Here is a 14946-nt window from a genome sequence, read left to right as displayed (position 1 = left end):
TAAAAATGAGTGTCGTTAGTCAAATGTTACTTCGTGGTAAAAGCGTTAGGCTTTGGGTTCGAGTCCCAGTTTAATAAAACATTTGATGCCTGTTACCTCAAAGAAATGAGTGCCGTAGAAAAGAGATGCTTCGGGGCGGTTGGGTCGTGGGTTCGAGTCCCACTTACTTTACACAAGTAGTAGCTCAGTTGGTAGAGCAAATCTTTCTCTTTTCGTTTTTTGCCTTGTAAATATCTCTACACCTATTTTAATAAATGATTCAAACTTAAACTAAACAATGAACATTTTACAAGAAGAAACCATCGACCAAGAAGAACTAAAAGCTTTGGGCGTGGAAACTGAGGAGGCTTTAGCCAAATTTTTAAGAGTAGCCAATGGTTTAATTGGTCATGGGGTTTATCCCAAAAATCAGGTGATTTTGATGTTTGCCCAAATGATAGATTCCCCGAAAAAGTACGCTTTTTCTAAAAATAAATTAACAAACCTTGCCATTTACACGAAGCATCTAAAAGAAATTGGTCAAGAAATCGTATTGTCGGACTACGGAAGAGCTTTGGTAGAAGCCGAAAACGCTAAACCTGTTTTTGAAATCAAGAAAGTGGGTCGTCAGACAGATGTGGATGTAGATTTACGAGAAGAAGCTTTAAACTATAAAATTTACGGAGCGAGTCAAATCGAACAAGGAGCTTTAGACCAAATGCAAACTGCTATGAAATTACCCATTTCAGTAGCGGGAGCGTTGATGCCCGATGCTCATCAAGGTTATGGTTTGCCAATTGGTGGCGTATTGGCGACAACCGCCAACACTATTATTCCTTATGCCGTTGGAGTTGATATTGCTTGCCGAATGTGCATGAGTATCTTCGATTTGCCAGCCAATATGATTCAAAAAGAAGATAAATTATTGAAGAAAGTACTGACAGAAAATACTTTTTTCGGAATGGGTACAGAATCAGGGAAGAAATTTGATGATTCATTATTCGACCGTTCGGAATGGGGAGCGATAAAAATTATCCGTGATTTGAAAGACAAAGCTTACCGTCAATTGGGTACTTCTGGCACAGGAAATCATTTTGTAGAGTGGGGTATTTTGGAAATTTTGGCGGAGGACGATTTGATGAATATTCCTAAAGGTTCATATTTAACTTTACTTTCACATTCTGGTTCAAGGGGTTTGGGAGGCAATATTGCGAATCATTATTCAAAAATTGCCATGAACAAAACTCGCTTACCCAAAGAAGCCAAGCATTTGGCTTGGTTGGATATGAATACCGACGAAGGACAAGAATACTGGTTGGCAATGAATTTAGCAGGTGATTATGCCTCGGCGAATCATCATGAAATTCATAATAAAATAGCCAGAGCGATGAATCAAAATCCTTTGAAACGCATTGAAAATCACCACAATTTTGCTTGGAAAGAACAATTGGCAGATGGAACTGAAATTATGGTGCATAGAAAAGGAGCAACGCCAGCGGGAGCAAATGATTTAGGTATTATTCCTTCTTCGATGACTCAGCCGGGTTTTGTGATTCGTGGCAAAGGGATTGATGAAGGTATTAATTCTGCCTCGCACGGAGCAGGACGGAGGATGTCGAGAACCAAAGCTTTAGGAATGATTACCAAAAGTGATTTAAAAGAGGCACTTGAAAAGGCAGGAGTACAATTGATTGGGGCAGATTTAGACGAAGCCCCACAAGCATACAAAGACATCAATAAAGTAATGGCTGCTCAGGAAGAATTGGTAAAAGTATTAGCGAAATTTTCGCCCAAAATCGTAAGAATGGCAGACGGAAGAGAAAAAGCTGAGGATTAATAAAAAACGCTTGATAGGATTGCTTATCAGGCGTTTTTACTGTTTTTCTACTTGTTTAGGAGGGTAAATCAAATAGCTTAATTCCAAAAATAAAATGATAGAGGTAAACCAATATTTATTACATGATATCCTTAGTCCTTTAGCAGGTGGAGCAGATTTAGATGAATTCAGGAGTTTACAATATTTAGATGCCGATAATGAGCAAGAGGTAAAAAAAATATTAAAAGAGTATCTTTATCCATACTATGAAGAATCGACTGATGCTTATAAAGTAAAGGTTAAAATTAGTTTAGTATTTTACCTAAAAAAAACAAAAATTGATTTTGGAAGACTAATCGAGTCAAATCTATTACCTTTTAATACTCCTTCAGAACATATTAAGTTGTTTGTTTGGATTTGGGATATATTTTTCCCTAATGAAGAATACTCTTTGATTGCAACGGAAGAAATTGTCGTGAAAAATGACTTGTATGAGTCAATACGATTGAGGAGAAAAAATTGAAAGAAAAGTATCATACTAATCGTAAATTGTTTCCTACTCCCGAAACTGTCAAAGAGCGTCAAGCTCGCAAATGTATCAGAGTAAATATTCCTTTTGCCTTTATACATTTTTATATTTTCAATAAGCCCTTTCGGGCGTGACGCTCATGATTATTTTAGGTCTTAGGAAATCCTAAAACCAGTTTTGTATTAAGTCAAAAACTCTTTCGGCGATTTTCCTGTAAACTTCTTAAAGGAACGATTAAAAGTGGCTTTTGAATTAAATCCGCAGTCGAAGGCGATGCCCAAGAGTGTAATGTTTTTATTTTCAGGTAAAATGGCTCTTTTTTGAAACTCTTTTACTCTGTATTCATTCACAAAATCATTGAAATTCTTTCCAAAAGCATTATTCACTACGCCCGAAAGTACTGACACATTGGTTTTTAGGCGACTGGAAATATCCGAAAGTGTGAGTTCTGGCTGTAAATACAGTTGCTCTTCGTGCATCAATTGCAAGATTTTTGTTTTCCATTTACTTAATTCTTCTTCTTCAAATTTTTCTTTGGGTGGGTTTTCCAATACAGAATCTTCCGTTTCTTTAAAAACCAAATCTTTGGTGGGTTGAGCTTGTGCATAACCCGTAATAGAAATATAATAAATCAATATCACACCTATTAAATTATCCCACCAATCTTGGTAAAAATCTAATTTGAAATTGCTAATGATTACCAGTTTAATCAATGAAACAGCCCAATCTAAAAGCAATACAATCAAGAGATTACGAAACCATTTAAAACTAACCGATTCAATATCAGAGAATTGTGTTTTTGTCCATAATCTATATTGATTGTAAAGCTTGAATGCTCGATATACATAATAGGCAGTCAGCACGATACTTGTCAGCAGTTCAAGATGACCAATTCCCCAAGCATTATGATAATTTTTCTCAAAGTATTGTACAAAATCTTTCCCCATCGAAAAAATGACGATTCTATAAAAAGTATCAATCAAAAAGGGCAAAAAGTTAAAAATATCTTTTAAACTAAAACGGAAATCTTTATCAATCTGACTTTTAAAATAAAAGTAACAAAGCGGAGGAAAAGCGAGTCCAAAGTTTCTTGGCAGAAAATTGAGTTCTTGCCAAAGGATTTCAATGCCCGAAAAACCCAACATATACTCCCAAATATTAAAAGCCATTCCTATCAAAACCAGACCAAATAGGTAGTCGGAAAGACGATTGTTTTGATAAGCTCTTTTCCAAAACAGGAAAGCATAAATCCATGCTTGAATAAAACCAAACCAAAGCGGAACAGAATAATTAGACCAGTAGATTTGCATCTGGGGGAATGTTTTAGAAATAAAAGTATGATTAGGCAGTTTAACAATTAAATCAAATTAAGCACAAAATGTTTTATTTAAACCATTTTTTTGCAATGAGGTGGTCGAGTCCAAAAGTGCCAGACCCCATTACGACAGCGTAAATAGAAATCCAAAGGAAGCCCATCGCAGGCAACATTTCCCATACTTCGCCTCCCCATTTTTGAAAGAAAATAGCAACTAACATCGTACACATCACCATAAAACCAGCCAAGCGAATACATAAACCCAACACTAACAATGCTCCCCCGAATGTTTCGGCAAGTACTGCAGCCCAAGCAAAAAAGGCAGGAAAAGGAAAACCAAATTTGGTCACATCTTGAATAAACCAATCTGGACAAGGGAACTTACTTCCGCCAAAATTTACGGCTAAAAAGTAACAGCCAATAATACGTGGCAAAGCCAATAACAAGTCAGTGTACCAAGCAGAAGTATAAACAGGAGTGATGATTTTAGAGAATAATGCTTTCATGATTTCTATTTTTTAAAATTGAATTAATTAGTAATTAGTAAATAGTGATTGGTGATTAGTTGTGCTTGCCTAAAATAGGTTGACAAGAAAATCACTTGAATTATGTTCATTACTTAAAATGATTTATATTGAGTTTTACTTTTACTCTAACGAAACTGTGTAGTCGTTTTTACTTCCTTCTATGCTTAGCAATAATTTCTCCGTGAATTTTACATTGTTATCCCAATACTTATCGCTGCATTGATAGATTTTTGTACCCACCGGCAGAAATACATATTTATTTTTTGCTTTGCTTAAAGAAGTAGAAAAACCCGTTTGCTTATCCTTTCCCCAAGGTAATTCATAACGTACATGAGCCATCGAAGGAAACCAAGATGCCCCTTTGATATTAACACCCACCAATTTGACACCTAATTTTTTAGCAATATTTTCTATTGAATTTTCGTCTTTATCTTTCTCTTGATTCTTCTGAGTCATTTCTGCCCGAGCAAAGTCTAAATACTGTTCACGAGTAATGTCATAGCTTTGATTGATAAAAAAGACTTTTCCATCATCTTTCTGAGTTACCACACAGAATAATTCTTTCTTCCCATTTTTTTCTTGATAAACATAAACGGGAGTAGGCAAATTGACAGCGTGCGAAGCCAGTGCATTTAAGCCATAACCATAGCCACCCGTAATTTTTTGTAGTTGCGTATTGTAACTACTAAAGCCAATCAGTTTGTTTTTGAGGGAAGGATTTTTGATAGTAAAGCTTACACGAGCAAGTTCTGTTTGAGCTTTTCCGATAAAAGCGATTAAAAGAGAACAAATAAAAAGAAGAGATTTGATTTGCGTTTTCATTTTTTGAATGTTTAAGAGGTTTTCGCCTCGTTGAATTGATGGGTCAAAGTTTGCCCCTCAAAAAACAGAAAACGCCTTAAAACATGATTTAGAACGTCTTGAATGATGATTTGAGACTTTCTTGATATTTTGAAATATTTTTCCAAGTTAAAAAAGACATGATTAGCAATTTTTTGAGTAAATATTGATGTGTTAGAATGTAATTTATGTAAGGTTAAAACTCTAACAATCCCCAAATAACTATTAATCAGTTTTTACCGAGAATTATTTGCTAACCTTTTCGTGGCTAATTGAAAAATTCCCAGTTAATAATGCGGTCAGTGCATAAGAAGTATAAACCACCGCAATGCTGATTCCTATACATTTTTTTCCTTATAAAGTCATTAACTAATTTTTAAGAAAATATTAATCTGAAAATTCTCACGTCAAAAAATATTCTCGTAATTTTGTCAAAATAGTCAAGATTTAAATTTCAAGACAATGGAAGCAAATTTCGGAGAGTATATTAGAAAATTAAGAACTAAAAACAATTTTACACTTACACAATTAGGTGCAAAACTTGGTATTGATTCGGGAGCTTTGAGTAAAATTGAAACAGGCAAAAAAGAATTTGACGAAAAATGTTTGGTAAAATTATCCTACATTTTTGGACTTGATATTGAAGATTTGAAAACGGAATATTTTGGAGACCAATTCGCAAAAAAAATGTATCAATATAATTGTTCTCTAAAAACACTAACTGTAGCAGAAGAAAAAATGAATTATTTAAAGAACATAAACGTAAAACAAGGAGAAATTAATTTTGATAATGACAAATAAACCAACAGTAATAGATTTATTTTGTGGTTGCGGTGGACTTTCGTATGGATTCATCGAAGCAGGATACGAAGTACTTTTGGGTGTTGACCATTGGAAAGATGCAATTGTAACATTTGAAAACACACATAAAAACGCAAAAGGAATAGTAGCCGATTTATTTAAAGAAACACCCAAAGAAATTTCAAAGCTAACAGGCATTAAAGAAGTTGATGTAATTATAGGAGGTCCACCTTGTCAAGGTTTCTCTATTGCAGGAAAAAGAATTGTTGATGATGAACGCAACCAACTTTACAAATCATTTGTGAGTTTTGTTGATTTTTACAAGCCAAAAGTTTTTGTCATGGAAAATGTTCCAAATATTATTTCTATGGGAAATGGTATTGTAAAAGATAGCATTATTCAAGATTTCGAAGAACTTGGTTATACCATTGTTTACAAAGTTTTGTTGGCTTCAGATTATGGTATTCCCCAAAATAGGAAAAGAGCATTTTTTGTTGGTACAAAAAATAATAAAGAATTTATTTTTCCCGAACCGACAACAGAAAAACATATTACGTCAAAAGAAGCTATTTCAGATTTACCTAAAGACACTTTAGATGATGGAAGTCAGTATCCTATCAAACCTCAAAATGATTTTCAAAAAATGATGAGACAAAACTCCGAAGGAATTTTTAACCATCAAATTACAATTCATAATGAAAAAACGATTGAAATCATTTCGATGGTTCCAGATGGTGGTAATTACAAGAATTTACCAAAAGAGCTTCATCAAACAAGAAAAGTAAATATTGCGTGGACAAGATTAAATAGTCAAAAACCGAGTTTTACAATTGACACAGGACACAATCATCATTTTCATTATGAGTTTGACCGTGTGCCAACTGCAAGAGAAAGTGCAAGACTGCAATCTTTTCCTGATGATTATATTTTTAAAGGAGGAAAAACAAGCCAGTTAAATAATGTAAATTTTGATTTGGACGTTCCCTTCGGTCTGGCTTTCTGTTTCAATCTTTTTGTTCGTTTCCCAAAAAAAGGATTTCCACTGCAATCCCAAACGCAAAAAAATGTCGCATAGATATGGAAAGAAGAAATTGGACACGAGATGAACTAATTTTGGCTTACAATTTATATTGTAAAATACCATATGGGCAATTTAATACAAGTAGCACTGATGTAAAAGAGCTTGGACACATTATTGGAAGAACACCAGGAGCAGTAGCTTTTAAACTTGTGAATTTTGTAAGTCTAGACCCAAGACAGAAGCTTTTAGGAAGAAAGGGAGCAACCAACATTGGAAAGTTAGATAAAGAAATTTTTGAAGAATTTTCCACTAATTTTGATGAAATGTTTTTCAAAAGTGAAAATCTATTATTTGAAAAATTTGTAGATTTTTACAAAAAAGGAAATACAGAAATATTTGTCGATAGTTCTAAAAAAGGAGAATATAAAATTCGTGAAACGAAAGTAAGAATTAATCAAGATTATTTTAGAACGTTGGTTCTATCAAATTATTCAAATGTTTGCTCAATAACAGGTATCAAAATTCCTGAACTTTTAATTGCTTCTCACATCAAGCCTTGGTCGAAAGATGAGAAGAACAGATTAAACCCAACTAATGGAATTTGTTTGTCAGCAACATTTGACAAGGCTTTTGACAAGGGTTTGATTTCAATTGACAAAAACTACAAAATATTGTTTTCTTCTAAAATGAAAAAATATTCAAAAGAGATTTTTTACCAAGAAGAATTATCCAAATTTGAAAACAGACAAATAATTCCCCCTATGAAATTTTTGCCAAATGAAGAGTTTCTTCTTTATCACAATAATGCTGTATTTCAACCTTAAAATTTAATTTATGGAATTAACAGAGAACGAAATTAATTTGGCGAATACATTAGATTTTCGGATTTCTATTTTACAAACGTTAAAAAACGAAACACAAAACCCAATTCATCAAGGAATAATATTCGATGCTAACAACGAACCAATCGGATTTAAAAATTCCGTTTTGTCTAAATCTAATGGAAATAGTATTGAAGCTATAAAACATATTAGAAAATGGTTGTTGGGAAGTAGTTATATCGGTTTTATTTCTGATATTCAGAACAATGAACTTTCAATCATTAAATCAAAAAATCAATTTGAAATAATCAATGTTCAAGAAACAAGCGGAGTAAGTTTTGAATTAACTACTGATGAGATTGTTCAAAAACTAACTAATTGGAATAAGCAGTTTTCGATTAATATTCTTGGAGCAAATTATTCTTGGATTTTAATAGAATTTGAAAAGGATATAGATGATTTTTCTGCTTTTTACGAAGAATTATTAGAGTTTTGTCCAGATTTAAACCAAATTTTTATCACAGAACAGGAATTAATATCCCAAATAAAAATTGAGAAGCAATTATTATTTTGGTGGGATTAAATTCCTAAATGATTATTATCCTCCTCTTCCATTTGAGATAAGTTATGCTTTAGACTTTGACAAATATGCAGTTGAAACATATAATACAAACTTTAAACATCCTGCTGTTTGCGATGATATTAAAAACGTAGATATTAATGATATTGAAGATTTTGATGTATTGCTAGGAGGGTTTCCCTGCCAATCATTTAGTACAGTAAACCCAAACAAAGACACTAACGATGACAGGGCTAACCTATATAAAGAACTTGTAAAAATTTTGAAAGTAAAACAACCCAAATTCTTTGTTTGCGAAAACGTTAAAGGATTGGTAACGCTACAAAAAGGAGCAATTCTTAAAAAGGTAATTACTGAATTTGAAAGTGTTGGCTATAATGTAAAATACAAGTTATTGCTCGCATCAAACTTTGGAATACCACAAAAAAGAGAACGAGTTTTTATTGTTGGAATAAGAAATGACCTACATATGGATTTTAAATTTCCAGTAGAAACACACTCAGAAACTAATCTTTTCAGCACCAAAAAATGGGTTCCTCTTAAAATAGTAATTCCACAATTGGAAATTGAAGACGAAAAATATTATTTTTCTCAAAGAGCTGTTGAGGGAATGAAAAATGCGAAAAATAATATGAAGCGTGGTTTGTATCAAGATTTAGATGGACAATGTTTAACAGTTACTTCTCATTTAGCAAAGACGAGTCTAAATTCGAGAGATCCTGTTTTGTTAGTTGACATTGAAAATGAAATTTATAGACGTTTTACTCCAAGAGAAGCAGCAAGCATTCAGTCTTTTCCGGAGAATTTTGTTTTTCCAGTGAGCGAAACTCAGATATATAAACAAATTGGTAATGCAATTCCGCCAGTTTTAATGTGGCACGTTGCAAATGCACTGGCAAATAGCTGTAATAAAGAAAATGAAGAGTCTGAAATAAACGAATTACAAGAAATCTAAATATTTAATAGCATACTTTTTCAATTTTTACTCACTGGGAAGAAATGTTATTCACTTATGAAAATAAACTTTCCAAAATTTTGTACAACGCATGAAGTTTTATTCTTTGCACAAGTTTAATGCAATGGTAAAACGTGGGAAGTTTGACTATGGAACACTGACCAAAATCTTTTGTGTAGCAATTTTGGAAAGCGATATTCTACCATATTATCAATTTCATACCGTTGCGAATCTGCGAAATGAACAAGGCGAACTTTTTGATAATCAAATGACTTTTATCACATTAGAATTAGATAAATTTACTTTGCAAGAAATTGATTGTCAAACAGATTTACAAAAACTGATTTATACTGGGACGCATAGTAAATGAAGACGATACATACTCATACATTTACCAATCCTATACAATTTCCTAAATTTTGGGACGAGGATTGGCTCAAAGTAGCCATTGACGAATTGGACAGTCGTAAAATGACACCTGACGAAAAGGCTTCATTAGAGATTTTGATTGCTCGTAACGCTGAATCTGTAAAAGCTGAGAGTAGGAAAATCAAAGAGGCAGAGGATAGAAAAGAAAAGGCTGTAAAAATAGAAACAGTTAAAAATGGTTTATCAATGGGTTTAACCATTGAACAATGTGCGAAATTATCTAATGTATCCGAGGACTTTGTTTTATCTGTTCAGCGACAAGTTTCTGCAAACCCTAACTGATTCAAGTGTTAAGCAAAGCGTCAAAATCATTTCAGTTTTAACCTGAAACGATTTATAAGTCCAAGCCACAGGCTTGAACCAGTTAGTGTCAAGCAAGAGTCGTATGAGAACCCACATATTGGCACAAAGAACCTCTTTTTTGTCGTTTTCCGACCTTGTTTATTGAGTGTTAAAGCTTAGGTTTGTACATAAAGAACTTAACTTATAAAACTATGGCACTCATCAATCCTCACATTAACTTCAACGGAAATGCCGAAGAAGCATTTAACTTTTACAAATCTGTATTTGGTGGAGGATTCGCAATGATTATGCGTTTCAAAGACCTTGCTGGACCTGAATTTACGGTTTCAGAACACGAAGCAAACAAAATTATGCACATTGCTTTGCCGATTGGGAAAAACGTTCTGATGGCCAATGATGTTCCCGAAATTATGGGACGCACAAACGAAAATGAACACAGAAGTAAAATTTCAATCAGTGCAGAAAGCAAGGAAGAAGCCGACAAATTATTTAACGGACTTTCAGCAGGCGGACAAATTGAAATGCCTATTGCCGACAGTCCTTGGGGTTCATATTTTGGGATGTTTAGAGACAAATACGGAATTGAATGGATGGTAGATTTTGACCCAAATTATAAAGGACAGATTTAATCGGAGCGTCACTTGTACCTAAAATAAATTCAGTTTTTAACTGAATAAAGTATTACAAACTTAAGCTTTTCTACTGGTTCAGAAAGAAATTAGAAGTGTTGATAAATAGATTGTTACTCATAGTATGACTTGGAGTCATGCCGTGAGTTTTAAAATCATCTACAATAAATCCTCAGCACCTCCAAATCCAACCCTTTTACAGCTTTCAAACCCCAACAACAATTTACTGAGGGAAATGTGCTAATTTTGTGTTTGTATTTTACTTACATTACACGCATGACAAAAGAGCAAAACGATATAGCAATTATTCCTTCCAATCAATCACTTCCTACGATGGAAGCCTTTTATACACTTCAAGGCGAAGGTTTTCATCAAGGTAGAGCCGCTTATTTTATCCGCTTAGGCGGTTGTGATGTGGGCTGTCACTGGTGCGATGTGAAAGAATCTTGGGATATAAACGCACATCCAAAATTAAGTATTAGTCAAATTGTGGCGGAGGCTTCTGCTTACGAAGGACGTTTGGCGGTAATCACAGGTGGCGAGCCTTTGATGCACAATTTAGATGAACTCACCGAAGCCTTGCATCAAGCAGGTTTTGAAACCAATATTGAAACATCAGGCGTTTGTGAACAAGTATCAGGTGCTTGGGATTGGATTTGTTTTTCTCCTAAAAAATTCAAATCGCCCAATCCTGATATTTATCCGAAAGCACACGAATTGAAAGTAATCATTTTCAATCAATCAGATTTTGAGTGGGCTGAAAGCTTTGCCAGCTTGGTTTCGTCTGATTGTATGCTGTACCTTCAACCCGAATGGAGTAGAATGGAACAAATGCTTCCGCAAATCATAGAGTACATCAAGAACAATCCAAAATGGAGAATTTCGTTACAAGTACATAAGTTTATGGATATTCCATAGCAATGATGAGTGCTGAATTGTGAGTGAGGAGTTGAGCTTTATGCCTTTGACTATCAATTAGATACAAAAACATACGCTATCAGTTTTATTTGCATTGTGCATAATCGAATGAATTAAAAGAGCATCATTAGTTGTGAAAAATGTTTCTTTTCATTAGGGTGCGACTTAAGTCGCACCCTAATGAATTTAGCTTTGAGTATTCGTTTTATTCCTAAAAACTTTTATTTTTCACTTAACATTAACTAATTCCTTCCCGTTTTTGTAAAATAAATTCTTTTGTTCTATTAAATTTCCCAGACATGAGATTCCTTTTTTTGCTCCTCTCTTTTGCTAATTTCTCCTTCTTTATTAAAGCTCAAAATACGCTGTCTTCCACTAACAAAAAAGCTATTGACGCATACCAAAATGCCTTAAAGGCTTTGCAAGAAAGAAATTTAGAAACGGCCTATAATGAGTTTGAAGAAGCCATTGAAAGAGACAAATTATTTGCTGAACCTTATTTCCATTTAGGAAAATTATACGAACAAAATCGCCAATTTGGCAATGCGATTCTGAATTATGAAAAGGCGGTAAATGCTCAGGAAAAAAGCTCGGTGACAGAAATAGCTTCCCAACAATTGGGACAATTGTACCTCAAAAAAGGCGATTACCAAAAAGCTTTGGTATATTTAGAAAAAGGTCAGCCATCAGTTACGACTTCCAACCAAAAAAGATATTTGGCTCGTTTAGAAAGCTGTAAGTTTGCTATCAAATCTTTAGAAAATCCCCTGAAAATTTCGCCTGTTGAACTCCCTAAAACTGTCAATCGTTTCGATTCCCAATACTTTCCCGTACTTTCTGCCGACCGTGAAACGCTGATTTTTACGGGTCAACAAGATAAAGATGAAAACCTTTATCAATCTGTTTTCAAAGACAGTACTTGGTCTGTGCCTATTTCCATTTCTGATAAAATCAATACGCTGGAAAATGAAGGAACGGCTTCGATTTCGGCTGATGGTAGAACTTTGGTGTTTACTTCTTGCGGAGGCAGAAGAGGCTTCGGAAGTTGCGATTTGTTCATTGCTTATAAAGAAGGGAATGATTGGTCGTCACCACAAAATTTAGGGCCAAATATCAATTCTGGCGAATGGGAATCACAACCTTCACTTTCTGCGGATGGACGAACCTTGTACTTTGTTTCGGATAGAAAAGGAAGTATCGGCAAAAGAGATATTTGGCTGAGTAAGTTAGATTCCATGAATGTTTGGACGAAAGCACAAAATCTTGGCAATGTCATCAACACCAGCGAAGACGACCTTTCGCCTTTTATTCATGCCAACGGAAAAACGCTTTTTTTCTCTTCCGAAGGACATGTAGGCATGGGCGGATTGGATTTGTTTTTTACTGAAAATCAGCAAAATCAATGGACAAAACCTGTAAATCTGGGCTTTCCGCTAAATACTAATGAAGACCAAGTCGCTTTTTTTATTACTTCCGACAGCAAAAAGGCTTATTACTCTTTAGAAAGAAGTCAGGATGATAGAGTACGTCGTGCTAAAATTGTAGAAATTACTTTGCCCGAAAACTTCCAACAACAATTTAAGTCCACTTATTTTTTAAAAGGAATCGTATTTGATGCCAAAAGTAAACAAAAACTTTCGGCTGAAATTGAATTGATTTCGCTAAAAACACAGGAAAAAGTGGGACTTTTTAAGGCTGATGCTCAGACAGGAAATTATACTTTTGTCTTGGAAAATGGCGGAGCTTATGCCGTTTTTGTCAATAAAAAAGGATATTTTTTCAAGAGTATGAATTTTGATTTCTCTGAAATATCTGGCACAGATAAAGTACTCGACATTCCGCTTGAACCGATTCAGAAAAATAGTAAAGAGATTTTAAATAATATCTTTTTTGATACAGGAAAATGGGAATTACAAGAAGCTTCCAGAATTGAATTAGATAAATTGACGCTTTTGCTGAATGAAAATAAAGATTTGCCGATAGAAATTTCTGGTCATACCGACGACGTTGGAAAGGATGCTGAAAATTTAGTTTTATCCCAAAAAAGAGCAAAATCCGTTCGTGATTATTTAATACAAAAAGGAATCAATCCTGCAATGGTAAAATCAGAAGGTTATGGAAAAAGCAAGCCAATTTTACCCAACACTTCTGCCGAAAATCGTAAATTGAACAGAAGAATTGAAATAAAGTTTTTATAAGATGAACATCAAAGAAGCCATTCCGGAACGATTTTCAAAAGAAAAGTATGCTGTAATTGTTGATTGGATTGATGGAAATCCAGCAAGATTTGATGAATTAATGACTATTTTCATTGAAGGTGATAGCAGAAAAAATCAACATTCAGCCAATATTATGTCTCATTGTACTGACCGCTGGAGTTTTTTGATAATACCTTATATCGAAAAAATGTTGTTAAATCTCAAGCAAGATAATTTACACGATGCCATCAAACGCAATACGATACGAGTGCTACAAACTGTTGAAATCCCAGAAGAATTACATGGAATAGCAGCTGACATTTGCTTTCAATACTTGAGTAACCATGAAGAAGCGGTTGCTATCAAAGCATTTTCAATGACGGTTTTGTTCAATCTCAGCAAGCATTATCCTGAACTTAAAACTGAGTTGAAATTTATATTAGAAGAACAATTACCATATCAATCTCCAGCATTTAAGAATCGAGCATCAAAGATATTGGAACGACTTTAAGCCTCCTCAGTTTTTCAAAACCTTCAACTCTTCTTTCTCCTTTGCCTCAGCTAATTTCCACCAAGGCAAGTAGGGATAAGCATGATGTTCGTGATGATAGCCAAAGAAGTAACATGAAATAAAAGCCATAAAATGATTGAGTTTCTGACTTCGAGATTTATAAATATCATTCGCCTCATGTTCGCCACGGTGCGGAAGATAAGTACCAAAATAAAAAAGTTGTAGCGTACTCAAAATCGCTGGTACTTCCCAAAAAACAATGAGGTTTTCCATCGGAAAAACTAATTTCAATAAATTATAGGTAATCGCCATCAACAAAATCTGCCAGAAGGTAACGTACTCTAAAGCAAACTTTAAATACCATCTGAAAAAGTTTCCATCATAATAATCAGGGTCTTCGTCTGTCACTACGTTTTTATGATGTAAGTGATGTTTCTTCGATAATTTTCCATAGTTATTAAAAGCAAAAAGCGTAGCACACAAAAAGCCAATGGCATAGTTGAGTTTTTTGTTATTAGGAGCAACAACGTCATGAATAGCATCGTGTGCCGTAATAAAAACGCCCGTATAAAGTTGCATTTGCAACAACATAAAAACATACACCAAAGGATTGTAAAAATCTATCGGATAATTCAACAAGTAGGCAAGCGAAATACCCCAAAGTGAAATAATACTGATGGCAAAAAAGAGACCTTTATGTTTCATAAGAATGTGTGTCGGCACAAGTAATTCAGGAATAATACTTTAAAAACTCATTTATCCTTAACTTTGTTA

At 34.1% G+C, this 14946-nt stretch carries 17 protein-coding genes; 13 read left to right on the top strand and 4 right to left on the bottom strand.

From position 1 onward, the window contains the following. Window positions 1–277: 277 nt before the first annotated feature. Together HNP25_RS11410 and HNP25_RS11405 are read left to right on the top strand one after the other, a co-directional pair. Window positions 278–1816 (top strand): RtcB family protein, encoded by a 1539-nt coding sequence (locus HNP25_RS11410; RefSeq protein WP_184134249.1) that lies wholly within the window; start codon window positions 278–280, stop codon window positions 1814–1816. Window positions 1817–1910: 94 nt separating this feature from the next. Next, entirely contained in the window at window positions 1911–2318 is a 408-nt protein-coding gene (locus HNP25_RS11405) for a hypothetical protein (RefSeq protein ID WP_184134247.1), read from the top strand. 188 nt (window positions 2319–2506) lie between these two features. On the opposite strand, the gene HNP25_RS11400 is transcribed toward HNP25_RS11405, so the two are convergent. From HNP25_RS11400 to HNP25_RS11390, 3 genes are all read right to left on the bottom strand, one after another. Next, on the bottom strand, window positions 2507–3634 hold the full coding sequence (locus HNP25_RS11400) for a helix-turn-helix domain-containing protein (RefSeq protein WP_184134246.1): 1128 nt from the start codon (window positions 3632–3634) through the stop codon (window positions 2507–2509). A gap of 73 nt (window positions 3635–3707) precedes the next feature. After that, complete coding sequence (locus tag HNP25_RS11395) at window positions 3708–4145, bottom strand: DoxX family protein (RefSeq protein WP_184134244.1); 438 nt, start codon at window positions 4143–4145, stop codon at window positions 3708–3710. Between the two features lie 141 nt (window positions 4146–4286). Then, window positions 4287–4988: a hypothetical protein gene (locus tag HNP25_RS11390; RefSeq protein WP_184134242.1), complete on the bottom strand. Its 702-nt coding sequence runs from the start codon at window positions 4986–4988 to the stop codon at window positions 4287–4289. A 480-nt stretch (window positions 4989–5468) separates the two neighbouring features. On the opposite strand from HNP25_RS11390, the gene HNP25_RS11385 reads away from it, so the two are divergent. From HNP25_RS11385 to HNP25_RS11335, 11 genes are all read left to right on the top strand, one after another. Then, entirely contained in the window at window positions 5469–5807 is a 339-nt protein-coding gene (locus HNP25_RS11385) for a helix-turn-helix domain-containing protein (RefSeq protein WP_184134241.1), read from the top strand. Continuing rightward, entirely contained in the window at window positions 5797–6882 is a 1086-nt protein-coding gene (locus HNP25_RS11380) for a DNA cytosine methyltransferase (RefSeq protein WP_184134239.1), read from the top strand. The genes HNP25_RS11385 and HNP25_RS11380 overlap by 11 nt, the downstream gene beginning before the upstream one ends. A 2-nt stretch (window positions 6883–6884) precedes the next feature. After that, window positions 6885–7652 (top strand): HNH endonuclease, encoded by a 768-nt coding sequence (locus HNP25_RS11375; protein ID WP_184134237.1) that lies wholly within the window; start codon window positions 6885–6887, stop codon window positions 7650–7652. 10 nt (window positions 7653–7662) lie between these two features. Next, window positions 7663–8232, top strand: coding sequence for a DUF4253 domain-containing protein (locus HNP25_RS11370; RefSeq protein ID WP_184134236.1), 570 nt, complete (start codon window positions 7663–7665; stop codon window positions 8230–8232). Then, window positions 8201–9184, top strand: a complete 984-nt coding sequence (locus HNP25_RS11365; protein ID WP_184134234.1) for a DNA cytosine methyltransferase — start codon at window positions 8201–8203, stop codon at window positions 9182–9184. The genes HNP25_RS11370 and HNP25_RS11365 overlap by 32 nt, the downstream gene beginning before the upstream one ends. Window positions 9185–9275: 91 nt before the next feature. Beyond that, window positions 9276–9554 (top strand): PD-(D/E)XK nuclease family transposase, encoded by a 279-nt coding sequence (locus HNP25_RS11360; RefSeq protein ID WP_184134233.1) that lies wholly within the window; start codon window positions 9276–9278, stop codon window positions 9552–9554. Beyond that, window positions 9551–9895 (top strand): hypothetical protein, encoded by a 345-nt coding sequence (locus tag HNP25_RS11355; protein ID WP_184134231.1) that lies wholly within the window; start codon window positions 9551–9553, stop codon window positions 9893–9895. The genes HNP25_RS11360 and HNP25_RS11355 overlap by 4 nt, the downstream gene beginning before the upstream one ends. 212 nt (window positions 9896–10107) lie before the next feature. Further along, window positions 10108–10545 carry a VOC family protein gene (locus HNP25_RS11350; protein ID WP_184134230.1) on the top strand — a complete coding sequence of 146 codons (438 nt, stop codon included), beginning with the start codon at window positions 10108–10110 and terminating at the stop codon, window positions 10543–10545. Between the two features lie 276 nt (window positions 10546–10821). Then, window positions 10822–11463, top strand: coding sequence for a 7-carboxy-7-deazaguanine synthase QueE (locus HNP25_RS11345; RefSeq protein WP_229202841.1), 642 nt, complete (start codon window positions 10822–10824; stop codon window positions 11461–11463). A 299-nt stretch (window positions 11464–11762) separates the two neighbouring features. Beyond that, window positions 11763–13661 (top strand): OmpA family protein, encoded by a 1899-nt coding sequence (locus HNP25_RS11340; protein WP_184134228.1) that lies wholly within the window; start codon window positions 11763–11765, stop codon window positions 13659–13661. A 1-nt stretch (window position 13662) separates the two neighbouring features. Then, window positions 13663–14172, top strand: a complete 510-nt coding sequence (locus HNP25_RS11335; RefSeq protein WP_184134227.1) for a hypothetical protein — start codon at window positions 13663–13665, stop codon at window positions 14170–14172. Between the two features lie 6 nt (window positions 14173–14178). Here HNP25_RS11335 and HNP25_RS11330 read toward each other — a convergent pair whose 3' ends face one another. Beyond that, the gene (locus tag HNP25_RS11330) at window positions 14179–14877 is read right to left on the bottom strand and encodes a fatty acid desaturase (protein ID WP_184134226.1); all 699 of its coding nucleotides are present in this window, start codon (window positions 14875–14877) and stop codon (window positions 14179–14181) included. Window positions 14878–14946: the final 69 nt, after the last annotated feature.

The organism is Arcicella rosea, assembly GCF_014204325.1.
Taxonomy (GTDB): Bacteria; Bacteroidota; Bacteroidia; order Cytophagales; family Spirosomataceae; genus Arcicella; species Arcicella rosea_A.
The sequence above is the reverse complement of the archived record's forward strand: the minus strand, read 5'-3'. Positions and strand labels throughout refer to the sequence as shown.